This is a genomic window from Haladaptatus halobius, assembly GCF_020618475.1.
In the GTDB taxonomy this organism is placed as follows: Archaea; Halobacteriota; Halobacteria; order Halobacteriales; family Haladaptataceae; genus Haladaptatus; species Haladaptatus halobius.
The window spans coordinates 66,075-88,331 of sequence record NZ_CP085336.1 but is presented as its reverse complement, the minus strand read 5'-3'; the positions used below and the strand labels follow the sequence as shown (position 1 = coordinate 88,331).

Genomic DNA, 22,257 nt, shown 5'->3' with positions numbered 1-22,257 from the left:
ACCTCAATGGAGGGTGCAATCGAGTGGAATATGTTTGAAATTACTCAATCTCGTTAAAGAGATCTTTAAGATGATGTTTTGTGTCCGATTTCGTCGCATATGCACCGTCGTCCTCGGTTAGAACACCATTTTTAGTGAGATGATGGAGGTGTGCGTAAGCTTCACCTGGGCCGTGAAGAATGTGAACCCCACTGAGATCGCCAAACAGTTCCGCACTGACTGTCCATGCGTCGGCAGCGGTATACTTATTGAGCACTTCGATAACGCGTTGACTCCGCTCGTGATGGTGATCGATAATCTCTTGCGCTCGTGCTGCCGGATCGGTAATGAGATGGCGGTGCCCGGGATACGCTCGCTCAAAGTCAGCATCTTGAATACGAGAGAGTGTCGTAAGATATGAATCAAGCGGATGCGATACGCGTACGTCTGCTCCGCCAACGTTTGGCGTATAATGGGGTAATAGTGCATCGCCAGCAAACAACGCCGTTCCGTCTTTATCTTCGAATGCATAGCCGATATGACCAGCAGTATGTCCCGGTGTATGGACGACAGTGAGCTGTTTATTACCGACAGTGATAACATCACCGTCAGTGTGTGTGGTTAAATCGGCAGGTTCACCACGAAGTTTGTCATGATGTTTAAAGAAGTCCAGTAGTTCACGGCGTGCAGTTGTCGGCATCCCCCAGCGGTCAAAGAATTTGTGTTGTGTCTGACGGAATTGGTCAACCGCCTCTGACTTACGTGCAATTAGTGGTGCATCTGCGGAGTGCGCATGGACGGTTGCCCCACTCTCACGTTGCAAGGTACCTGCAAGGCCAATATGATCCTCATGTAAGTGTGTCAAGAAGATGTGATCGAGATCAGTCACAGTCAGGCCATGGTCGGCAAGTCCTGTCCGAAGTGCATTTTCTGTTTGTGGTGTTGAGACACCTGTATCGATGAGCGCGATCTCGTCACCGCGGAGCAGATAGGTATTATTCTTTCCCTCGAACTCCGTATTGCTCAACTGGATTGCGTCGACAATCACGAGTTGAGAGAGGTATTGAACTGATATAATAGTCCTGGAACCGGCTAGTGTAGGAAGTTCATTGTTGTCCCGTATGAATTTTTCTCTTATAGACATACGGTTTTTAACGAACTCGATTATGATTTTGATTAGGAGATTCGGAAGACTATCCGACTTCACACAACGCCTCTGCAACAGATAATTCCTTGGCAGGAACCATATTGGAATGAGAATCAAATAAATATTCATCAATCGATAGATCCTCTACCACATTCTCCTCAGGATCTAACCACCGAACATCCCGCTGGAATACATGAGTCGGTGCAACGTTAGTCAGAGCCGAATTTGAGCGATATTGACACGGGCCAGTAACAATACCAGGGATGAGATGGTTATCAAAGTTCGCTAGAACTATCGTTCCTAAACGAAGATCTTCAACAAACCGAATAATTGACCCAGCAACCTTTGCAGCGTAGTGTCGGGGAATGGGTTCAAGAATTCCATCTGGACGAATCATCGTGTCTCGAAGGAACTTCCATTCAAATATCTCATCGAAAGGTGCTATTGCCTTTGTAGTAATTGCTTTTTCAGAGACAATCGTGTCATCCGATGTGATCAGTTGTATGCTACTGCTGATACCACCATCTGTTACGGAGATCAGGCCGTGTTCCTTCCAAGTAGATTCTAACAATGAGACGTAGTTTCCTTTTCTATTCAACGGACTTACTTTGAATATTGAATTGTTTTTGGGTTTCATTGTCTTGACTCCCTCAATGATTCAAGCAGAGGACCAAACACGACTCTCGGATAACGGACAACCTTTCGCATTGTTTAGTGGGTTAGTTATCTTCTTCCCTGAGCAGCGTCAGTTACTCCAGTCACGATGAACATCGCGGACTATCCTAATGAAGGCTTGCCTCTTTTAGATTGGAAGTCCGTCACCACAGCTTCTTAGACCTCTATGCATGATGTAGTTAGGACTTGGCCTTGATCGCAGAAGTTGCGACTGGCCCTCTCAATGCATGAGATCGTTCTAAGTTAGATGGAAACAGGTGAACCGACTTCCGTTTCTTTCTCAATTCTACCAAACATAGTCGGAGGGACTTAGATATTTTAGCTGCATGGCTCCATCGAAATTCTCGGAGAGTTACAGATTCAGCCGGTAGGTTGACTGGATGCAGGTCCTCCCAAAGTCGCAGTTACTGCGGTTCGTTGAGCAGATACTCCACTTGGCTCGCCGGACTGTCGCGCGGTATTCCTCGAAATCCTCGCTGGTGGGCCAGCAGAGTGGACGGCAGCAGGTTTTACTGCGATTGTTATGGCTCGAATGGAGAATATCCTAATCGCGCTCTGTGTGGGCGTCATCACTGTAATCGACCTCCGGACGGCAGGTCTGTGACCCACTCTTGGTCTTTACTGTAGACCCACGACGTCCGCAGGAGGTCCTGTCGTGAACAGGGGGGCGCTACAGAAACCAAAAGTCGTTATCAGATAAGCCAACAAGATAGGGATACATGGAAGACGATCCTCAGTTACCGGACTGGGTTCACAATCTCCGTGAAGACGATTCAGGGCTTTCACGCGTACTCGGAGAGGGATTGCATGCGGAGATCTTCCCCGGCAGTAACTCAATGCTGTCAATCGTGAGTATCGACCTGCACTCCGAAGGCGACCTACCAAGTCATCCGGAAGAGCAGTGTGGAGTATTACTCGAGGGAGAGTGCGTACGTGTTCAAGATAGCAAGGAAGTCCACGTCGAGGCAGGCGACTTCTGGCACAAGCCCGCGGGCGTCTGCAACGTCGTCGAGGCTGTCGAAGAGATGGGGGCGAAGAGGAAGCTCATCGTCCTCAACGACCTACGTGACGGTGAAAAGCGATTCAACGAACTCAAGCGCTCAACGGGCGCGAGCTCCTACACACTCTCGCGTGTGCTTGATGATTTGGAGGAGGAAGGGTTCATCGAGAACCGAAAGGAGTTCGAATCGCCGGTCGCAAGCTACTACACCCTGACCGAGAAAGGCAGTGCGCTTTGTCCCGTATTCGATGCATTAGACGAGTGGGGCGAAGACTGGCTCGCATAGACTCGCGATGCTTTCAGAAACGGTGGTTAGTCGCATACTGCTTACACCGTCCAATATCCCACACATCACTACTGACATCGCAGTGCTCAAGATATTTGGTCACATAGGCGAAGACAGTGATTCGGAATCTCATCACAGTTCTGTTCGGCGATCCATTTGCTGTTATGAACACGATCGGCTTGATCGCGTTTGCACTTGTCGGATCGGCTAAGGCAATCCGTGAGAAGTTCGATCTATTCGGGATTACCGTCGTTGGTCTGGCGATGGCATTTGCTGGTGGGACGACACGGGATCTCCTTGTGAGTCGAGTCCCACTAGCACTTCAGTCACCAATCGAAATCAGTTTGGGTCTGCTTGGAGTCGGCTTAGCGATTGCGTTAAGCGCCGTCCTACCGTCTCCGGATACCCATCCAATTACTCTCGTCTCGGACGCTATCGGGCTCGCTGCCTTTGCTACAACTGGTGCTATCGTCGCAACCGAGGCGAACGTTTCAGCATTTGGTGTCGTCGCTATCGCAACAATCAACGCAGTGGGAGGCGGTGCTTTTGCAGATATTCTTCTCGATCGCTCTCCGTTTATCCTCTTTGACGATTTCTATGCGAGTTGTGCAGTGTTGGGCGGGAGTACGTACTGGGTAGCGATGAGTGTGGGAACTGTGGGGAGCACCGCTGCCGTAATGTGTGCGGTAGTGACCGTTGGGACACGGTTAGTAGCAGTTACGTACGACTGGAATCTCCCCACAGCACAGAAATTAGGACTGATACGTAGCTGAACTATTGATAAATAGTGGGACGGATGCTCCTGTATTGGGATTCTCGTTCGGATTGCAGATCAGATGACTGGCTTGTTCACCACATCACCTCTAAATCGAGCGCCTATTGAATACGAGATACAACCTCTGTATTTAGCGGGAGCCACCAAGCACTGGAGAATCACCCACCGATCACAGCACTCGAACAGAAGGTTTCAATCTAGCAGTGCCTGTTTAGCGGATTTTCCTCGTAGATGCCTCTATTTGTGAATCCGGCCGTTGTCCTCCGAGCACCGACGTCAATTAATCAGGTGGATCGAGTCCCTGCTGTTCCCACGTCACTACCATCGTTGTAAGTGTCTCGTGAATTCGGACTCTGGTTTCTGACCGGAGTCCACCGAAGATTTATCGAGACCATCTGCAGCCAACTGGTCAGCCGATGACCTCCAACATACCGTAACTGATTTTATGAATACGTGACAATAAATAGTGGGAGAACAATGCACGATCTGACTGGCTTTCAACGTGACCTCTTGTACGCCGTGATGGGGTTGGACGATCCACACGGACTTGCCATCAAAGATGACCTCGAAGAGTACTACGAAACGGAAATCCATCACGGGCGACTCTATCCAAATCTGGATACACTCGTCGACAAAGGGCTGATTGAGAAGAGCGAAAAAGATCGCCGGACGAACATCTATACGCTGACTCAGCGTGGCCAGCGAGAAATCGAAACGAGAAGAGACTGGGAACAGCAGTATCTCGGGCAAGAAGTTACAACAGCCTGAGAACCCTGTTTCGCATCCATCCTTTCGGCAACCTCTACGCCATCAATTAAATCCTCGTTCTGCCACAACACGAGCGTTTCAGCAAAACAGATTATACTCCATCGAAACAGTCGTAATTCGTGGAACCGATTAGAGATAACGCCAGTTTGGAGTTGATGAGTGGTTCTCGACGCTACTCTATTCACGGGCGACTTCTTTGAGACGGTAATACTGAGAGCGGCGCCCAATGGAATGCCGACGAAAGCGAGTGCCAGTCCCAGTGTCAACGTGACAGAAAATCTATCGGGCTCTTTGAATTCGTCCCAGGTATAGACTGTATGTCCTCCCTACAGAGAACAAATATTTACTAAATATATTCCCGGTTAGCCAGCAAAATGAAATATGATTTTATACATTATTCAGGTATAATTCTGTCTTTGATTAGATAAGTAGTGGCAGAATTTTGGCGTTAACTAAATCTCGGTCACTCGCTCATATGCATCGTCAAGGGCGGCTGCGTCCTCAGGCAACAGGGCAGCGACAAGATACCCGGCATATTCGCTAAAGTAATCGACGAGCGTCGCAATCCGATCCGAGTCGATCGCTTCCAACGAGTCAAGCAGAATGAACGGCACGTCCTCATAGACCTCGTGCGCTAGGTATCCGGCAAGCGCGAACACCAGCCCGGTTACTTCACGCTCACTCTCACTTAAATGCTCAATTGTGTCCTCATAGGCAGTTCCCGACTCTGTACTCCGAATCACGTGGAGCGAGAAGACACTTTTCGTGACCTTCCGTCTCCCCTCACGGACGTCTTGCTGTGTCCGTTCGATCCAAATGCGCTCGAGATTCGCATAGTCAAGCAACTCAAGCACCGTCTCCATATGGGTGTTGAACTCGTCGACTGCATTCTGCTCAATTTGTTCGATGCGAGTGCGGAGATCAGCCAACTCCGCTTGAATTTCCTCGCGTTGTGCTTCGAGTTGCTCTCGTTCCGCGAGCTTCGCATCAATCTCCTCAATTTCCGCTTCGACATCGTCCAGATCGGATTCGAGCCGTTCGAGTTCGAATTCAAGTTGATTTGCTTCCTTGTGAAGATCGAGGACTTCACTGTAATCTTCCTGTTCGAGTGCTTCGACTTCATCCTCAAGTTTCTCGATATCATCGGTCAGGTCAGCACGTTCGGATCTAAGGTCCTCAAGACGGTCTTCACGATCCTCAAGTTCATTGTTAATCTGGGAGAGTCGTCGCTCGGTTTGCTCGCGTTCACGCTGTTTCGTCTCAAGGTTAGATTTCTCACGTTCGAATTCGCTGATTTCGGAATCCAATTCGGAACGCTCGCCAAGCGTATCTTGCCGAAGCGTACGAAGTCGCTCGAGGGTTGCTTCGATTTCTTGTTTGTCGACTTCCGTCCCACACGTCCAGCACACAACCGTTTCAGAATCAGCGACAAGCTGATCGGTAATCGACCCGTCAGAGCCCTCATCAGTGGTGGTCGTCGGCGCGAGGGCGCTTCGCACATCGGGGCTCGTCCCTTGGAGCATTTCTTCGTTGAATTGGATGATCGTTTGTAATTCGCTGAGCGTTGAACTGAGCTGTTGTTTGCGCTCGCGACGCGTTTGGATTTCCTGCTCGATTTCGGCCGTTTCACCTGCATCATCTGGAAGCTGTTCCTGTTCCGTCTCTAATTCAGCAAGTTCGTCCTTGAGCGCCTCGATACTATCCTCTTCAGTACTGATTTTGAAGCGAACGCTTTCGAGCGTAGAGCGGGTTTCGCGGAGCTCTTCAAGTTTTTCGTCGAGTTCGGCTTTTTCATCTCGTGTCTCGCTGATATCCGTATCAGCCTCCTCGAGCTCGGTTTCTTTTGCTTCGAGCTCTGCCTGTTTATCTTCGATTTCCGTTTCGAGACGCGTCCGTTTTTGCTCAAGATTAGGGTGCTGCTGTTTGAGTGAGTCCAGAGTCTCGAGTTCGGTATCGATCTGCTGCTTTTCGGTTTCACACCGGTCGATTTCAGCTTGGATCGTATCGGTGTCGACGGGACGCATTATTAAGTCACGCAGATCATCATCGCGAGCGACGGCCCGACGTGCTTCGTTTGACTCGAGCAAAAAGGCAAACAGCTCGGCGAGTTCTGTATCGTCGAGATACGGATTGCCACTCATCTTGATTACGCCATTTGTGCGGGTGAGTGTGCGTGTATATGTCTCGTCGTCGATTGTGAGTTCGACTGATCCTTTATCCGCATCACCTTTGAGTGTCACTTGGTCACTCCCAAGAGCCGCCATAATCGCCTGGAGAAATGACGTTCGATTGGTTGCGTTCCGGCCCATGAGGACCGTCACTCCGGGGGAAAACTCCACGTCAGTATGGTCGATTCCGCCGATATTACTTGCGCTCAACTCAATGTGGTGCTGATCCTGCTGTGAAATTTTCATATCGTGATTAGCGATCTGGAGATTATAAATGGATGCTGGCTGAAGGCAACGTGCAACTAAGGTTTGTCCTTCCATCTACGTTTAGTGAAATCAGTCAGCCCAATCACAAGCCTCTAAAACAACTTCTGGCACTTTTGCTCAATACTCGGCCAACTATGTCTGCCTCAAGGCGCTAATCGCGGCAGAAAATCAGCCTCTGGTTGTCAATGGGTAACAGTGTGCTTCTGGAGAGGACGTTGTGGTAATTTTCACCTTTAATTATAATTTAGCATAGAAATTAATTGGATTTTATGAGTGGAATCACAAGCAGCGATTCAAAATTTATTACTCAATTTTAGAATGCAGTCGGTATGCACTCGTCCATGAATAAGTGACATTGAACTGCTCGTCGACAAGCCGTTGTACAAGTGGGATACTCCATTCTTCAGCGTCGTAGCCGGCATTTGCAGGTGACTTATGAAGTAATTATAAGATTTCGGATTGTTCCTCATGACCGAGTTTCAGTGGGCGACCCGGGCGGGGCTTATCCCGGGCTGCATTGCGGACGGCTTCCTCTTCGAATCGTTGGAACCGATTTATACACGGTTTTCCGTGGGTACCCGTATCACTCGGGTAAGTCCGTTTGAGAAACGCCTTGTTTGTCGGCGATTGCGACCATGAGCCGCTTCGGCACTTGGCCATCACCCATGTTATCAAGCACATTTTGGACTCCGGTTGCCGAGACGCTCTTTAAGATAGGTATCATGGTAAACAACGAGAATACCGTGTAAATAATTTTGAAGAAGTGGATCGTTTTGGATACCAATTTCCAATCTTCTGAATCTTATTGGTTCTCTGAATATAGACCTGAATAGAAGGCGCGCATCAAATCAAGGGTTGGATGCGCATGCCTGTCCTAGATAGGCGAAGTATCGAGTTAAGCAGCGATCTCACCATAGTTTTGAGTCTTCCCCTAAGGGATGTCGGTCATTGTGATCAAGCAATTGAGGCAAGCTGAGGCGACCAAGGTGCGTTGAGAGAGCCACCACATACCGTGACTGACGGGCTTACTCGTTGGTCGAGTCGGACCGGAAAAGTCAGGGGCCCCATTCGGGAACCTATCTTGAGTTCACATTTGGCGAGAATCCGGAGACCATCATTGAGACGCCCCGGGAAGATATGCGACTCGACGACGCCAACGATGACGAACTTCGTGCCGTCGATCTCGCACAGCATTTCAAAGCTACACTATAACGAGCCAGGCTCCGATCTCAATCAATTTAGCATAGAAATATGGATACAGATAAATTTACCTTCAGCGAAGTAAAACGACGTAATTTCCCGTTCAGTAATAGTTTCAGCCACCGTCAATCCAGAGATCACAGAAACGAGGTTACAAGCCTTTACCGTCTGCTGGAATTCGCTTGACTAAACACGATACGTTTTCAATACTAAACTTATTTGTATCCACAACTGTATGATTCTACTATGGTGGATTATTCACCAAGTTGGGAGTCACTCGACCAACACGAAGTTCCCGACTGGTATCACGACGTGAAATTAGGCATCTTCATCCATTGGGGTGTTTATTCAGTCCCAGCGTGGGCCCCCGTCGACGCTGAAATCGGTGGCGAAAACGCCTCACCCTACGCTGAGTGGTATCCCTACTACATGTATGAAGAGGGATCGCCGACGAAGGAGTACCACGAAGGGACGTATGGCGAAGACGTGGAATATGCTGACTTCATCGAGAACTTCACCGCCGAGAACTGGGCTCCCGATGAGTGGGCGGACTTCTTCAACGAGATCGGGGCCGGCTACGTCGTGCTTACGGGAGAACACCACGACGGCTTCCCGCTATGGAACTCACATTACACGAAATACAACGCCGCCGAGATGGGACCCGAGCGTGACATCGTCGGTGATCTCGCTGAGGCCGTCCGTGATCAGGGACTTCGATTCGCCGCCTCTTACCACGCTAACTACAACTACTATCAGCCTGGTTTCGACGGCCAGTTCGGTCACCCCGATTACGAGAAGGGCGGTCCCGCTGAAGAACAGGGTGGACCGGGGTCAGAGTATGTGGACTTCATGAACGCCAAGCATCGAGAATTGATCCGCAGGTATGATCCCGACATGCTCTGGTTCGACGTGCCTAAGGCCGACAGCGAGCACACGCACGCAACTGAACTCATAGCTGACTATTACAACCGCGCCGAGGAGTGCGGCCAAGAAGTCGTGATCAACGACCGTGCTTCGACCGATGCCATTGGGCCGACTATCGACATTGAAGGAAACCGGCGGGACAACGACCAATACCACGGCGACTTCATTACACCCGAATACACCTCTTACGACGAGATTCAGGACGTGAAGTGGGAGTGCTGTCGAGGGATAGGCCACTCATTTGGGTACAATGCTGTCGAGGAAGAGGACGATCATCTCTCGGCTGCAGAGCTAGTTCACTCATTCGTCGACATTGTCTCAAAGAACGGCAACCTCCTCATCAACGTCGGCCCGAAAGCCGATGGCACGATTCCAGGCTTGCAGCGAACTCCGCTCTTGGGACTGGGTAAATGGCTCAAGGTGAATGGCAAGGCGATTTTTGGGTCACGGCCGTGGATCGTCGCAGAAGACGACGAGAGTGACACCGAGGTGCGTTACACCCACCGTGACGGTAATCTCTATGCAATCGCACTCGACTGGCCTGGCGACGAACTGACTCTCTCAGTTCCGGCCCACGTCGATTTCGACAAAATTCCAGAGACGATACTGTTGACCGGTGACGGAAGTTATCCACTTACCGCCTTTCTCACTGATAACCGACTCATAGTCGAACTCCCGGAGCAACCCGATCACGAATACGCGTATACGCTTTGCTTTGCCGGCGTCGATAACCCACGTGAACAATAGGGTTTTCCCTTTCTATTGTTCCGCTGCTTACTATCTCGCATTTCGACCGAAGCGACACCTGAGAGTGTCTGTTTAGTGACGCCGACTACAAAAGGTCAGCCGACCAAGCGGGATCAATCGGAGCTTCCAGCCGTTTGATCTCGTCGTCGGATAGCGAGATGCTGAGTGCGCGGACGGTCTCATCGAGCTGATCTATCGTCTTCGGACCGATGATGGGTGCGGTAACCACATCCTTGTGTAACAGCCAGGCGATACTTATCTGGACAGGCGAAGCGTCATGGTCGTGAGCGATTTCACGTAGAACGTCGAGGACTGCCCAATGCTCCTCAGAGAACTCCTCGGCGGGCGTGACTCCTTCCTCTGCCATTCACGACCCTTTCGGTGGTTCATCCGTCCGCTCGTACTTGTCGGTGAGGAAGCCTCGGTACAGCGGCGACCATGGTATGACACCAATTCCCTCGTCAGCACAGACCGGCAGCACATTCTCTTCTTCGTGACGTCGAGCGAGACTATACTCAGGTTGCATGCTCACGAATCGTTCACGGTGTTCGACATCGCTCGTGTATAGTGCCTTGGCGAACCGCCAACCAGCCATCGAACTGGCGCCGATGTACCGAATCATACCTTCATCGACAAGATGATCGAGTGCCGACAAGGTCTCCTCGATCGGAGTCTGTTCATCCCACCGATGAATTTGATAGAGGTCTATGTAGTCGGTGCCGAGGCAGCCGAGGCTTACTTCAGCTTGATCCAAGATGTGCTTGCGCGAGAGTCCCTGGCTGTTCGGACCGGTATGCATCTGCCCATATACTTTTGTCGCGACGACGAGTTCGTCGCGTTTGTACTCTTTGATGGTGTTGCTGACGATGAGCTTGCTATCCCCCGTTGAGTAGATATTCGCCGTGTCGAGGAAGTTGATTCCGTGATTGACCGCGCGGTCGATCACGGCTTTACTGGCTTCCTCGTCGATAGTGCAATTATACGGATATGTTGGTCGCCAGCCGCTGCCGAAGTTCATCGTACCCAGACAAAGCCGCGATACTTCAAGACCTGTCTCTCCAAGCGTAATATACTCCATTGTTATCTCACTTCTAATTACTATTTTGTTGATCGAGGCTATAAATTGAGTGATCTTTCGTTTGCGATGGTCAAGCAGTCGCAGATCACGAGTATCTCGCTGATGATTCCCAGGAATTGTCCTGCGGGACAATCTCTAAGGAAACTGTCTCGTATAATTGGTGTCGGCAAACTCAATGGGCAATAGGCTTTTCGGACCAATTACCGATACCTAATTCCATCTGATATTGTATTACTAATTTGACCAAATCTGCTAAACGGAACATTGTTGCTAGAAGTGGGATTCGAACGAAAGCTACTTTGTCTGGCATGTGTATCGTCAGCATATGTCGGAATATAAGCCGACATGGGAGTCGTTAGACACCCATGCACTACCAAAGTGGTTCCGTGACGCAAAATTAGGCATCTTCATCCACTGGGGCATCTACTCGGTTCCGGCGTGGGCACCCACCGACGCCGAGATTGCCGGTGAGAACGCCTCGCCGTACGCTGAATGGTATCCTTACTATATGTATGAAGAGGAGTCCCCGACAAAAGAATATCATGAGGAAACTTACGGCGAAAATGTCGAGTATGCCGACTTCATTGAGGATTTCACCGCTGAAAACTGGGATCCTGATGAGTGGACATCACTTTTCACAGAAGTCGGAGCCGGTTACGTCGTTCTAACTGGCGAACACCATGATGGTTTCCCACTGTGGAATACTCATTACACAAAGTACAACGCCGCCAAGATGGGACCCGAGCGCGACCTCGTTGGAGATCTTGCCGATGCTGTCCGCAATTACGGTCTACGATTCGCAGCTTCTTACCACGCTAACTACAACTACTATCAGCCTGGTTTCGACGGCCAATTCGGTCACCCGGACTACAAGAAGGGTGGACCCAGCGAGGAACAAGGCGGACCGGGGTCAGAGTACGTCGACTTCATGAACGCCAAGCATCGGGAATTGATCCGCAAGTACGATCCCGACATGCTCTGGTTCGACGTACCCAAGGCCGATGGTGACCATTTGCACGCCCAGGAATTGATCGCCGATTACTACAACCGCGCCGCTAAACGTGGCCAAGAAGTCGCGGTCAACGACCGTGCTTCGACCGATGCCATCGGCCCAACCATTGACATCGAAAATCGTGATACAGAAGACACACACGGTGATTTCGTCACGCCAGAATACGCGACCTTTGAGGAACTCCGCAACGAGCCGTGGGAGGCAAATCGCGGTATCGGGCATTCCTTCGGCTATAACGCTGTCGAAGACGAGAACGACTATCTCTCGTACGAGGAGTTGATTCACTCATTCGTCGATATCGTCTCGAAAAACGGCAACCTCCTCATCAATGTCGGTCCGAAAGCTGACGGTACGATCCCGAAAATACAGAAGGAACGCCTTCAGGCACTCGGCAATTGGCTCAAGGTGAATGGCAAGGCGATTTTTGGGTCACGGCCGTGGATCGTCGCAGAAGACGACGAGAGTGACACCGAGGTGCGTTACACCCACCGCGACGGTAATCTCTATGTAATCGCACTCGACTGGCCTGGCGACGAACTGACTCTCTCAGTTCCGGCCCACGTCGTTCTCGACGAAGCTCCAGAAACGAAGTTGCTGACCACTGACGGTGATCATTCACTCACCACCACTCTCGCGGACGATCGACTCTCAGTTAAACTTCCAAAACAACCGGATCATGATCACGCGTACGCAATCCAACTGGTCGGAGTCGATAACACGCGCTGAGCCATCCTAATCATCGTTCTGTCCGGCAGCGAACGAAGATGAGTCTTGGAACTCGGCTGCCTCGGCCTGAGCTGCCTCGGGTGGGTCACGGTTTTTGATCGCCTTGCCGGTTTGGCCGTCGAAGAGGTGAATTCGGTTTTGGGGGAACACCACGTCGATTTCTATATCTTCTCGAATGTATTCCTCGCCGTCAATGCTCGCTGTGTATGTCTGACCGCCGACCGTGAAGTAAACATACGACTGGTCGCCCAGTGGTTCAACGACATCAACCTCAACGGTGAAGATGTTTTCGTCGCCACGAGCGGCGACACGGATATCCTCGGGACGAATTCCCAACGTGAGGACGTCTGCAGCGTCGGCGATGGACTCCGAAGTCGCCGCATTGAGGGAGTACCCGAACTCATCGTGAACCAGTGTCCCCATATCTCGGTTCTGAGACACCTCAAAGAAGTTCATAGACGGCGATCCGATGAAACCGGCGACGAAGCGGTTAGCGGGGAGGTGATAACACTCTAGGGGCGTCCCGATCTGCTGAAGTTCGCCATCGTTGAGGACGGCAATTCGATCGCCCATCGTCATCGCCTCTGTTTGGTCGTGAGTGACGTAGATCGTCGTCACATCTAGATCAGCCTGCAAGTTCTGTAACTCAGTTCGCATCGTAGTCCGGAGTTTAGCATCCAAGTTCGACAGCGGTTCGTCCATCAAGAATAATTCAGGGTCTCTGACAATTGCCCGCCCGAGTGCGACACGTTGTTGCTGTCCGCCGGAAAGTTCACCAGGCTTCTTTTCGAGCAAATTCTCGATTCCCATCATTTCCGCAGTCTTCTCGATATGTTCGTTGATTTCGGCGGCGGACAGATCCGTCCCCATCTTAAGCCCGAACCCGATGTTTTTGCGCGAGGTCATGTGAGGGTAGAGCGCGTAGTTCTGAAACACCATCGCAATATTTCGGTTGCGCGAGCGTTGATGCGTGATATCGGTTCCGTTGAGCGAAATGGTGCCTTCAGTTACCGATTCGAGACCGGCAATACATCGTAACGTTGTCGATTTACCACAGCCAGAGGGACCGACCAGGACAAGAAATTCACCGTCTTCAATCGAAATCGATAGGTCATCAACGGCGACAATTGCTGTCCCGGACTCATCACCGAACCGTTTAGTCAAGTTCGCTATCTTAAGATCGCCCATAGCAAAGATATTACTGTAGTTGGTGATAAATCTTGTTCCTTGCTATACCATCTCACCCTTGGAGAGCGTCCAAATACACTCCATAAACGGAATTGGTTCATCCTCATTGTCCACGTCGACGCCCTCGGATTTAAACTGGGCGACGTAGCGTTCCCACTCTTCGACCGCCTCGTCACCGTCGACTTCCTCAAGGTAGGTATCGATATCTTCGGCTTCGAGAATACAAACGGCAAGATTGTCCCGAACGTACAGTTCGAATTCCGTAGCCCCGCCTCGTTCCATCGCCTGCGAGACACCCTTTGGGACGTTTTCGTGTGCTTCGAGATACTCCTCTCTGTACTCGGGGTCAATGCGCTGAATATACACCGCTCGTTCTGTGTTCGATGACATACCAACAGCAACGGAAGAGTCACTAAAGAAAATTGTGTCAGCCAGAAAACCCAATTCACTCCTCCGTCAGGATTACACCTCGTGAACACGTTCAAACGTCCGGTGTGAGAGATACGAGATATCACGCGCGGAGAGAAACGATGCCTCCTCAATCCACGAAAGGCAGTCCTCGTAACTTGCCCAGTCGTCCATCCATGGGTAGTCTGAGCCGAGCATCAAACGCTCGGAACCGAACCACTCAACGAGGGCATATACGTAGCCGTGCAAGTCCTTGTAAGGCCACTCGTATTTGGCTGAGCGCGGAAGGGAGCTCACCTTGACGGCGACATTCTCACACTCGGCCACCGATTCGAACGCCGCCCATGGAGACGTGTCGGGCGCGGTCGTCTCGTCCGGGAATGCCATGTGATCGATGACGAATTGCACGCCCGGATGCTCCTCGGCGATCTCTTTTATCATTGGCAGTTGCTCTGCCTTCGGGAAAATGAACACCGACGTATCAAGCGCCATGGCCTCTTCCCAGACCGTTTCGAGCGCATCATCAAGGATCCAGTTGGCCGTCCGATCCAATTCTGTCGGGTATTCGGCGTATTCGAGGCAAGCGTGCATACGCACGCCCAACATTCGATGGTGGCCGACGACGCGCCGGAGATCCGCGCGCACCTGCTCAGGATCATTCTGGAAAAAATCCACGAGGCCGACACCCCACAATCTGTTGGGGAAAGTCTCAATGGCTCGCATTGTGTACTCGTTAGCGCGTATACTGCGGCCGTACAGCGGAGTCGTGACGACTACACTCTCATCGACACCATTCGAATTCATGTCCGTGATCAAATCACGGGCGGTGTATGGGCCGTCCCATCCCGGTGGCAACACCTCGGCCTGCCATGGGAGTTCTTCGGTGTCCGTTCCCCATGCATGTGTATGTGTATCGATAAATCTCATCGAATCACTCCAGGTTGCCGCCGCCGCTGACGCGTAGAATCGTGCCAACGACGTATGACGCTGCATCGCTGGCGAGATACAATACCGCGTTCGCGAGGTCTTCCGGCTGTCCGACCCGGCCGAGCGGGCGTGCCTCGCCCCATTCCCTGAGTACGTCCTCGGGCGTCCGATCGGGATCGTCCTCTGCAATCATCTCGGCTTCGTAGTGCAGTTGGTAGGTCTCGGTCACGTCCGTCGAGATAGCGTTCATCCGAATGCCGTGCTCGGCAATTTCGTGGGCCATTCGCCAAGTGAAACCGTTGATCGCTGTCTTTGTGATGCCGTATAAGCCGCGGCGGCCGGTTCGCCTATCCCCGGTCTGACTGGTGTGATTGACTATCGAACCCTCGATTCCGTGTTCAATCATGTGGGCCGCTACGAGCTTCGAGGCGTAGTACTGCGCCCTGACGTTCACATCCATGGCGAAATTCCAGTCCTCGATCGACGCTTTAACAAGTGATTCCTCGTGGGGCCAGACTGCAGCGTTGTTGACCAACAGGTCTATCTCGCCGAACGCGTCAATAGCCGTCTCAATGAGGGCCTCAATTTCGGCGAGATTGGTCATGTCTGCTGTGACGCCGATCACTTCACCCGTACTTCGCTCGTTGAGTTCCTCGGCGACCTCGATCACATCTCCTTCCGTTCGAGAATTGACGACGACATTCGCACCCGCGTCGACAAGCCCTTTTGCAATACCGTGACCGATTCCCTTCGTAGAGCCGGTGACGATAGCCGATTCACCGCTGTAGTCAAACGTAGTGTGGCCGACCATACGAGAAGCATAGCGTGTACTCCCAAGAATCCACCGGTGTATCGAATGGAAGGCAGAATCGATCAGGACAATACGAAACTGTCACTGGAAGCAGTGCACTGCGCTCAGTCGGGATACCCTTCGTACTCGATTCGGTCGCCGACCGCGCGTAGCGTCTCGACATCCTCCGGATCGAGCCGGCCGTCAGGGAGCGATCCGACGTTCATCAGCAGGTTGTATCCGTCAGACAACGTCGTCGAGAGCTTCTCCCACACCTCATCGACATCGCGGTGCATTCCCTCGGCCGCCTTCGCATATCCCCATGAGGTCGAGACTTGCTGCTGGCTCTCGCCTCCCTCATCGCCGAAGCCCCACTGCCCAGCCATCTCGTCGCGGTATGCTTCGCCAGGAATCATCGTTGTGCACACTTCACCGAGTACATCACGTTCGCCCGGTTTATGTTCGGGCGTGACGAAGTCCTCCGTTCCGGTGACTCCCTCCTTGTAGCTGATTAGCGTCTGGGGTTGACAGTCACGGATTGTCTCGTACAGTGATTCGAGGTCGAATGCCTCGGCGAATCTATCAGTGTCTTTTTGGGGGAGATAGGACGGATCAAGCCAGATACCCGCAATTGGACCGTACTCGGTTAGCAACTCCGTTATCTGAGATTCGAGGTAGTCGAGGTAGATGTTGAGGTCGTGGCCGGCATCCGCGTAGCATCCGGGTTGCTCATCGTAAGCGGGACGAACCGGATCGCCCCACTCGTTACGGTTTGGGGCATGCGGGTGATGCCAGTCGTAGCCGTGCGAGTAGTATAGAAAGAGTCCCATACCGGCCTGCTGACACGCTTTGGATAATTCTGCGACGAGGTCACGTCCCGCCGGTGCTTCGACAGTCGTATAGGTGGTGTAATCGCTGTCAAACAGACAGAACCCCTCGTGGTGGCGGGCGGTGAATGTGATGTAGTTCATCCCGCAGTGTTGTGCAAATTCGACGATCCGTTCGGCGTCGAATGACTCCGCAGTGAAGTAGTGCTGGAGTTGCGCGTAGTCAGCGGGTTCGATCCGTTCGTGATACTGAACCCACTCGTGGTTGCCAAGCAGCGAGTACAGCCCGTAGTGAAGGAACAGACCGTACTTCGCATCGTCGAACCACTCGTGTGAGGCTTGACGGGGGTTCTCTTCATATCGCTGTGCGTGCTCATTTAGGTACCTAGGGGCTGACGAGATCACGTCTGTATCATGTGGGGCACTCTCAATAGTCATTCCGATTTCTCCAACCGAATCGAGAGATCAAGAGCGAAGGGTATCGAGAATGAGTCGACAAAGTCAATTATCCCTTTGTCGTCCCCATCGAGATACCGCGCATGAACTGCCGCTGGAAAAGCAGGAAGAAGATCACGGTCGGTGTTACCGCGATGACAATCCCAGCAGCGAGTTGCGCCCAATCACCGGCGTACTGACCCTGAAAGGCCATGAGACCGGCCGGTAGTGTCCGCTTCGCGTCGTCGGTGATGAAGATAATAGCGTATAGGAACTCATTCCAGAGGAAGACGAACTGGTAGATAGCGACGGCTGCCAATGCAGGCACTGAGAGTGGCAGGTAGACACGGAAGAAAACCTGAAACTCGGTACAGCCGTCCATGCGAGCGGCTTCGGCGTACGTGTCCGGGATCGTGACGAAGAACTGCCGCAACAGGAACACCGAGAATGGAAGACCGAACGCTACGTACGCGAAGATGAGGCTGAAGTATGTGTTCAACAGATTCAGCGCATTCATGATGGTATAAAGCGGAACGAGCAACACCTGCGGCGGAATCATGAACCCTGCCAGAAAGAACACCAGCATGAAGTCATCAGCCGGGAAGTCGAACTGGACAAGCGCGTATGCCGCCAAACTCGACAGCAACAGGATCAACGCGAGACTGATAGAGACGACGATAACGCTGTTCATGAAGTACTGATCGAACCCGCCGGTTGTCCAAGCGGTGGCGTAATTTTCGATTTGGAAGTCCTGAGGCAATGCCAGCGGATTGGTGAAGATCTCAGTCTTCGATTTGACACTTGTCACGAGCAACAACAGCACTGGGACGAGGAACACGCCCGCCACGACAAACACGAACAGGGCCGAGAGCTTATCGAACAACTCGACGGCAATATCTCTAATCGGCTCTGCGGCGTCCGTATCTACACTCATGGGTTTGCACCTCCAGCCTCGCGATCACCCAGGCGCATGTTTAGCAGCGAGAGCACGAGGACGATTACGAACAGAAGGACACTGATGGCCGCGGCTTGTCCGAAGTTCGACTGGAGAAACGCGTTCTTATAAATCCAGGTGACCATTACTTCGCTTGCGTGTCCAGGACCTCCCCGTGTCATGACCCAGACATACACGAACGAATTGAACGAACCGATAATGGTATAGATGGAGATGAAGATGGCGACCGGCTTTAGCAGCGGCAGCGTAACATACCGAAAGCGCTGTAGTGGCCCTGCACCGTCCATACGTGCCGCCTCGAGCAAGCTCTCGTCAATGCTGTCGAGTCCAGCAAGCCAGAGGACGACTCGGAATCCAGTCCACTGCCACGTCGCCACGATGATAATGGCGTACAGCGCAAGACTCTTACTGCCGAGCCACAGCGGGTTCCAATCCATGCCAATTTTTTGGATAGCAGTGTTTAGAACCCCGTAAGACGGGTTGTATATGTATCCCCAGATCATCGAAACTGCCACCGCCATGAGCGTCATCGGGAGTAGATACACGACCTGGAAGAACTGTCGAAAGCGGTCTGAGAGGCGATAGATGGCGAGTGCGAGCGCCAACCCGATGCCCGCTTGCAGGATGAGGCTCCAGAACGCAATCTTCACATTATGCCACAGCGACGTGCTGACGACAGTATCTGAGATGGCCGTGACGAAGTTCTCAACGCCGTTGAACGACATGTCGCCTAATCCAGACCACTGGAACGTACTTAGCCCAAATATGCCCAGAGCCGGCAGTACCAAAAACGGGAGATAAATTAGGAGCGCGGGAAGGAGGAACAACCAGTGAGGGTTGTCCTCGATGAAATTTCTTGTCGTCTCTATCGCTGAAGAGGCGGTGTCCGAAATGTTGCTCCCTGATTTTTCAGTGCTCATGATTCACTTGAGGTTCGAGAGCGCCTTCTTGTTTGTTTTTTGGGCTTTCTGCAACAGTTTTGGCGGAGAGGCTCCGGTGAACAACTCCTGACCCGCCGACAGCAACGCTTCGGTTGTCTCTGGGAGGAAAGCGACATCGAACACCATTCCGACCGCGTCGGCGGACTGTAGCTGGTCAACTGTGGCTGTAGTCGTCTTCTGACTTGGTGACATTTCTACCTCGTCGTACACGTCAGTTCGCGTAACGGGTGAACCAGTAATTTCGAAGAAAGCTTTCTGCGCGTCGAGACTACCGAAGAAGCTAGCGAACTTTTTGACGTTAGCTAGGTGCTTGTCGCCACGCTTGGCAGCTTGGGAACTGATGGCGACCGTAGAATTGGGCACGACACTCATTCGCTCGTTCTTACTGTTCTCATACACGTCTTGGAAGGCCGGCCACCACATATAGTCCATAGCGTCGGGAATTCCAGCGAAGCTATCGGGAGCCTGTGAGGAAATGATCTCGCTGACCCAGGTCCCCTGGTGCCAGAAGCCTGCCTGTCCATTGAAAAACAGGGAAGCGGCCTCGTTGTTATTTAGAGAGTTGATATCTTTATTAAAATAACCGTCGTCGTACAATTTTTTGAGTCGCGAGAGAGCGGTCTGGAAGGGTTTGTCGGTTAGGGACGCGCCTTTCAACCCGTATGCCGCGTTATAGTAATGGTCGACGCCAGCTGCCTTGATCATGAAGGCTGAGACCCAATGGCCAATAGTCCAGCGGTTTCGGTTCCCACACTCGATCGCCGTGTAGCCGGCATCAGATAGCTTTGAACAGATGTCGAGGAACTCGCTCCATGTGATGTCCGTCGCGTGCTGAAGTCGTTTTGGATCGACACCAGCGTCGTTGAGCACGTTCTTGTTGTACCAGATCGGAATACCCGCTAGATCGTACGGGATGCTATACATCTTTCCGCCTTTGTTACGCCAGGACAGAATTTCTCCTTTTTTGTACTTCGTCCCGCGAATCCCGTCCGGAATCTGGGCTTTTTGTTGCTTATTAGAAAGAACTCCATCTAGTGGAATGACGTTCCCGTTGCGGACGTAGCGGCCGAGGCGATTTGGGCCAGGCCAGATGTAAAATAGATCCGGGGCCTCGTTCGTTCCAAGCGCATTTGATATCGCCGACTTGTAGGGTGTGTTCTCATACTTCGTTTGTTCGACTTGGATGCCCGTCTGCTCTTCGAACATGCTCTCAAGCTTTTTAGTAGCTTCTTTGGCAGTACCCTGAACGGCGAGGTTCCACCACGATATCGCGTTAGAGTTGCCACCCCCACCGTCACCGCTGCTTCCACCGTCGCCCTCGGAATTGCTATCACCGGAGCATCCTGCAAGACCGATCATTCCAGCCGCACCAATGGTTCTGAGGGCTCGTCGCCTCTCTTCGTTAATCATAGACGAGTCAAATTTAGACATAGGGGTAAATGAATCTTTCGTAATTAGTATAATATATTCCATGAATATTCTGTTATTGTCTCTGAGCATTAGTCATTAATCGATCAATCCCAATGAACAGCTACCTGAAGGACACTGTCGATCCACCAACGGCTGAAATACGGTGATTTAATATGGTGGTATAGCTGGAACTCGATATTGCGCCTTGAAAACCAAAATCGAATTAGCGGAGTTCACATACCCAATTGAAGACGTCGGCATCGATCAATATCCGTTATACCAACTACTACAAACTCGTGCTGGTTCTCCTCGACTGTCCGGATACCCAGCCGTCAGTGGACGAGAGCGAGTACTCGGATATAATCGACACCATCGACGCCGACGGCATGATCACAGTGTACGTCAATTCCGGTCTCGGCGTCGACTACGACTGGAACTACATCATGGGAAAACTGATAGCTTCCATATATACGAGTAATGCCTCGCGACGACACTACTTTTGCTCACTATCTAGCTGACTGTCAATTCACCAAGATGTGATCAGGACATCGCGGAGTGGCCGATTCAGTGGGATGTCGACCTGACTTCCGGTGTAGTGAGAGATGTAGAAGCCGACGATGATTTCTAAAGAACGCAGGGCCGCCACACCCGTCGAGTGATTGTTGGCCTCTCCGCCAAGCAAGTCGACGATATGGTTTGCCGCGTTTTCAAACGATCCTTTGTAATCGTCCTCCCAAGTCCACGATTCATCGATTCCCGGTAACGGTGTTTCGATATGTTCACCGTTATTGAGGCGCCAGTATCGCCACTCGCCATCGTCGTTGTTGAGGTAGAGTTTCCCCTTCGAGCCGATGAACTGGAACGTCATCGAAGAGACGTTGCGAGGGATCGTACAGTCGATCGTGACGAAGGTTCCGTCATCCATGACGACGAAGCCGCCACCGCCTGCATCGTCGATTGGTTGGGTTGCGTTCAGCGACTCCGCAGCCTCGTTTTCACCGTTAATAAAGCCTCCAATGGTTTTCGCTCGAGCGTCCAGTAAGTAGACGAGGGTGTCGAGTAGATGCGTGGAGTTGCGAAGGAGCTCCATCCGGAACTGCGCCGAAACTGAGTGAACATCTCCGAGAATGTCTTCCTCGTGAATGAGTCGATGGAGTTGTTGGAGCTTATCAGTGAACCGGAATGAGTGGTTCACCACGAGCTCGGTGTCTGTCTTCTCACAGGCGGCAATCATCTCTTTCGCGTTCGTTACCTGCGAGTCAATCGGTTTTTCACACCAAATAACCGAAGGCGATGCCTCTGAGTGGGCTGCGTCGATGACGTGGCGGTGGTGGAGAAACGACGGAGTACAGGTCGAAACCACGTCAAGGTCTTCGGCCTCGAGCATAGCCTCGTGACCGTCATAGCGTCTCCCCGCCGAGATATCCCATGCTTCACCGAAGCGTTCTAGTTTCTCTTCATCAACGTCAGCAACCGCAACCAGTTCGATGTCGCGAGCTGCGTCGTACCCGCCGGCGTGACTGGCACGTATCTTCTCTTTCCCAATCGCCTCCGCGTCATGCATTCCGAGGATACCCATGCCGGCAATACCGCCAGTCCCAATAATTCCAGCTTTATAAGTCAT

At 51.9% G+C, this 22,257-nt stretch carries 18 protein-coding genes and 4 pseudogenes; 9 read left to right on the top strand and 13 right to left on the bottom strand.

Going from position 1 to position 22,257, the window contains the following annotated elements:
• Positions 1–40: 40 nt before the first annotated feature.
• Together LIW51_RS17055 and LIW51_RS17050 are read right to left on the bottom strand one after the other, a co-directional pair.
• The gene (locus LIW51_RS17055; RefSeq protein WP_227377669.1) at positions 41–1,027 is read right to left on the bottom strand and encodes an MBL fold metallo-hydrolase; all 987 of its coding nucleotides are present in this window, start codon (positions 1,025–1,027) and stop codon (positions 41–43) included.
• Positions 1,028–1,172: 145 nt separating this feature from the next.
• Positions 1,173–1,763, bottom strand: a complete 591-nt coding sequence (locus tag LIW51_RS17050) for a hypothetical protein (RefSeq protein WP_227377668.1) — start codon at positions 1,761–1,763, stop codon at positions 1,173–1,175.
• 418 nt (positions 1,764–2,181) lie between these two features.
• On the opposite strand from LIW51_RS17050, the pseudogene LIW51_RS17045 reads away from it, so the two are divergent.
• The 5 genes and pseudogenes from LIW51_RS17045 to LIW51_RS17030 all read left to right on the top strand — a co-directional run.
• Positions 2,182–2,277: pseudogene (locus LIW51_RS17045) on the top strand (IS5/IS1182 family transposase); the annotation flags it as partial.
• Between the two features lie 243 nt (positions 2,278–2,520).
• A pseudogene (locus tag LIW51_RS39185) lies at positions 2,521–2,787 on the top strand (cupin domain-containing protein); the annotation flags it as partial.
• 39 nt (positions 2,788–2,826) lie between these two features.
• A complete protein-coding gene (locus tag LIW51_RS17040; RefSeq protein WP_227378259.1) occupies positions 2,827–3,087 on the top strand; it encodes a winged helix-turn-helix transcriptional regulator in 261 nt (86 codons plus the stop codon).
• Positions 3,088–3,251: 164 nt separating this feature from the next.
• Entirely contained in the window at positions 3,252–3,860 is a 609-nt protein-coding gene (locus LIW51_RS17035; RefSeq protein WP_227377667.1) for a trimeric intracellular cation channel family protein, read from the top strand.
• 479 nt (positions 3,861–4,339) lie between these two features.
• Positions 4,340–4,630 (top strand): PadR family transcriptional regulator, encoded by a 291-nt coding sequence (locus LIW51_RS17030; protein WP_227377666.1) that lies wholly within the window; start codon positions 4,340–4,342, stop codon positions 4,628–4,630.
• Positions 4,631–5,082: 452 nt separating this feature from the next.
• Here LIW51_RS17030 and LIW51_RS17025 read toward each other — a convergent pair whose 3' ends face one another.
• Positions 5,083–7,044: an archaea-specific SMC-related protein gene (locus LIW51_RS17025; RefSeq protein WP_227377665.1), complete on the bottom strand. Its 1,962-nt coding sequence runs from the start codon at positions 7,042–7,044 to the stop codon at positions 5,083–5,085.
• Positions 7,045–8,091: 1,047 nt separating this feature from the next.
• On the opposite strand from LIW51_RS17025, the pseudogene LIW51_RS17020 reads away from it, so the two are divergent.
• Together LIW51_RS17020 and LIW51_RS17015 are read left to right on the top strand one after the other, a co-directional pair.
• Positions 8,092–8,277: pseudogene (locus LIW51_RS17020) on the top strand (orc1/cdc6 family replication initiation protein); the annotation flags it as partial.
• A gap of 234 nt (positions 8,278–8,511) precedes the next feature.
• Complete coding sequence (locus LIW51_RS17015) at positions 8,512–9,936, top strand: alpha-L-fucosidase (RefSeq protein WP_227377663.1); 1,425 nt, start codon at positions 8,512–8,514, stop codon at positions 9,934–9,936.
• A gap of 85 nt (positions 9,937–10,021) precedes the next feature.
• On the opposite strand, the pseudogene LIW51_RS17010 reads toward LIW51_RS17015, so the two are convergent.
• A pseudogene (locus LIW51_RS17010) lies at positions 10,022–11,014 on the bottom strand (aldo/keto reductase).
• 325 nt (positions 11,015–11,339) lie between these two features.
• Here LIW51_RS17010 and LIW51_RS17005 point away from each other — a divergent pair.
• Positions 11,340–12,752 (top strand): alpha-L-fucosidase, encoded by a 1,413-nt coding sequence (locus tag LIW51_RS17005; RefSeq protein WP_227377662.1) that lies wholly within the window; start codon positions 11,340–11,342, stop codon positions 12,750–12,752.
• A gap of 6 nt (positions 12,753–12,758) precedes the next feature.
• Here LIW51_RS17005 and LIW51_RS17000 read toward each other — a convergent pair whose 3' ends face one another.
• The 8 genes from LIW51_RS17000 to LIW51_RS16965 form a co-directional block, all read right to left on the bottom strand.
• Complete coding sequence (locus LIW51_RS17000) at positions 12,759–13,940, bottom strand: ABC transporter ATP-binding protein (protein WP_227377661.1); 1,182 nt, start codon at positions 13,938–13,940, stop codon at positions 12,759–12,761.
• A 42-nt stretch (positions 13,941–13,982) separates the two neighbouring features.
• Positions 13,983–14,330 (bottom strand): L-rhamnose mutarotase, encoded by a 348-nt coding sequence (locus LIW51_RS16995; RefSeq protein WP_227377660.1) that lies wholly within the window; start codon positions 14,328–14,330, stop codon positions 13,983–13,985.
• Positions 14,331–14,402: 72 nt separating this feature from the next.
• Positions 14,403–15,275 carry an amidohydrolase family protein gene (locus tag LIW51_RS16990; RefSeq protein WP_227377659.1) on the bottom strand — a complete coding sequence of 291 codons (873 nt, stop codon included), beginning with the start codon at positions 15,273–15,275 and terminating at the stop codon, positions 14,403–14,405.
• 4 nt (positions 15,276–15,279) lie between these two features.
• Entirely contained in the window at positions 15,280–16,086 is an 807-nt protein-coding gene (locus LIW51_RS16985) for an SDR family NAD(P)-dependent oxidoreductase (protein WP_227377658.1), read from the bottom strand.
• Positions 16,087–16,190: 104 nt separating this feature from the next.
• Complete coding sequence (locus LIW51_RS16980) at positions 16,191–17,330, bottom strand: alpha-L-fucosidase (protein ID WP_227377657.1); 1,140 nt, start codon at positions 17,328–17,330, stop codon at positions 16,191–16,193.
• A gap of 67 nt (positions 17,331–17,397) precedes the next feature.
• On the bottom strand, positions 17,398–18,261 hold the full coding sequence (locus tag LIW51_RS16975; protein WP_227377656.1) for a carbohydrate ABC transporter permease: 864 nt from the start codon (positions 18,259–18,261) through the stop codon (positions 17,398–17,400).
• On the bottom strand, positions 18,258–19,202 hold the full coding sequence (locus LIW51_RS16970) for a carbohydrate ABC transporter permease (RefSeq protein ID WP_227377655.1): 945 nt from the start codon (positions 19,200–19,202) through the stop codon (positions 18,258–18,260). Before LIW51_RS16970 ends, LIW51_RS16975 begins: the two co-directional genes overlap by 4 nt.
• Before the next feature lie 3 nt (positions 19,203–19,205).
• Positions 19,206–20,633 (bottom strand): ABC transporter substrate-binding protein, encoded by a 1,428-nt coding sequence (locus LIW51_RS16965; protein ID WP_227377654.1) that lies wholly within the window; start codon positions 20,631–20,633, stop codon positions 19,206–19,208.
• A 245-nt stretch (positions 20,634–20,878) separates the two neighbouring features.
• On the opposite strand from LIW51_RS16965, the gene LIW51_RS16960 reads away from it, so the two are divergent.
• Positions 20,879–21,151 (top strand): hypothetical protein, encoded by a 273-nt coding sequence (locus LIW51_RS16960; RefSeq protein WP_227377653.1) that lies wholly within the window; start codon positions 20,879–20,881, stop codon positions 21,149–21,151.
• An 8-nt stretch (positions 21,152–21,159) separates the two neighbouring features.
• Here LIW51_RS16960 and LIW51_RS16955 read toward each other — a convergent pair whose 3' ends face one another.
• Positions 21,160–22,257: a Gfo/Idh/MocA family protein gene (locus tag LIW51_RS16955; RefSeq protein WP_227377652.1), complete on the bottom strand. Its 1,098-nt coding sequence runs from the start codon at positions 22,255–22,257 to the stop codon at positions 21,160–21,162.

Excerpts from the sequence above, each read along its gene's own strand:
- LIW51_RS17050 (WP_227377668.1), bottom strand. The coding sequence starts at position 1,763 with ATGAAACCCAAAAACAATTCAATATTCAAAGTAAGTCCGTTGAATAGA.
- LIW51_RS17040 (WP_227378259.1), top strand. The coding sequence starts at position 2,827 with ATGGGGGCGAAGAGGAAGCTCATCGTCCTCAACGACCTACGTGACGGT.
- LIW51_RS17035 (WP_227377667.1), top strand. The coding sequence starts at position 3,252 with ATGAACACGATCGGCTTGATCGCGTTTGCACTTGTCGGATCGGCTAAG.
- LIW51_RS17030 (WP_227377666.1), top strand. The coding sequence starts at position 4,340 with ATGCACGATCTGACTGGCTTTCAACGTGACCTCTTGTACGCCGTGATG.
- LIW51_RS17025 (WP_227377665.1), bottom strand. The coding sequence starts at position 7,044 with ATGAAAATTTCACAGCAGGATCAGCACCACATTGAGTTGAGCGCAAGT.
- LIW51_RS17015 (WP_227377663.1), top strand. The coding sequence starts at position 8,512 with ATGGTGGATTATTCACCAAGTTGGGAGTCACTCGACCAACACGAAGTT.
- LIW51_RS17005 (WP_227377662.1), top strand. The coding sequence starts at position 11,340 with ATGTCGGAATATAAGCCGACATGGGAGTCGTTAGACACCCATGCACTA.
- LIW51_RS17000 (WP_227377661.1), bottom strand. The coding sequence starts at position 13,940 with ATGGGCGATCTTAAGATAGCGAACTTGACTAAACGGTTCGGTGATGAG.
- LIW51_RS16995 (WP_227377660.1), bottom strand. The coding sequence starts at position 14,330 with ATGTCATCGAACACAGAACGAGCGGTGTATATTCAGCGCATTGACCCC.
- LIW51_RS16990 (WP_227377659.1), bottom strand. The coding sequence starts at position 15,275 with ATGAGATTTATCGATACACATACACATGCATGGGGAACGGACACCGAA.
- LIW51_RS16985 (WP_227377658.1), bottom strand. The coding sequence starts at position 16,086 with ATGGTCGGCCACACTACGTTTGACTACAGCGGTGAATCGGCTATCGTC.
- LIW51_RS16980 (WP_227377657.1), bottom strand. The coding sequence starts at position 17,330 with ATGACTATTGAGAGTGCCCCACATGATACAGACGTGATCTCGTCAGCC.
- LIW51_RS16975 (WP_227377656.1), bottom strand. The coding sequence starts at position 18,261 with ATGAGTGTAGATACGGACGCCGCAGAGCCGATTAGAGATATTGCCGTC.
- LIW51_RS16970 (WP_227377655.1), bottom strand. The coding sequence starts at position 19,202 with ATGAGCACTGAAAAATCAGGGAGCAACATTTCGGACACCGCCTCTTCA.
- LIW51_RS16965 (WP_227377654.1), bottom strand. The coding sequence starts at position 20,633 with ATGATTAACGAAGAGAGGCGACGAGCCCTCAGAACCATTGGTGCGGCT.
- LIW51_RS16955 (WP_227377652.1), bottom strand. The coding sequence starts at position 22,257 with ATGACTTATAAAGCTGGAATTATTGGGACTGGCGGTATTGCCGGCATG.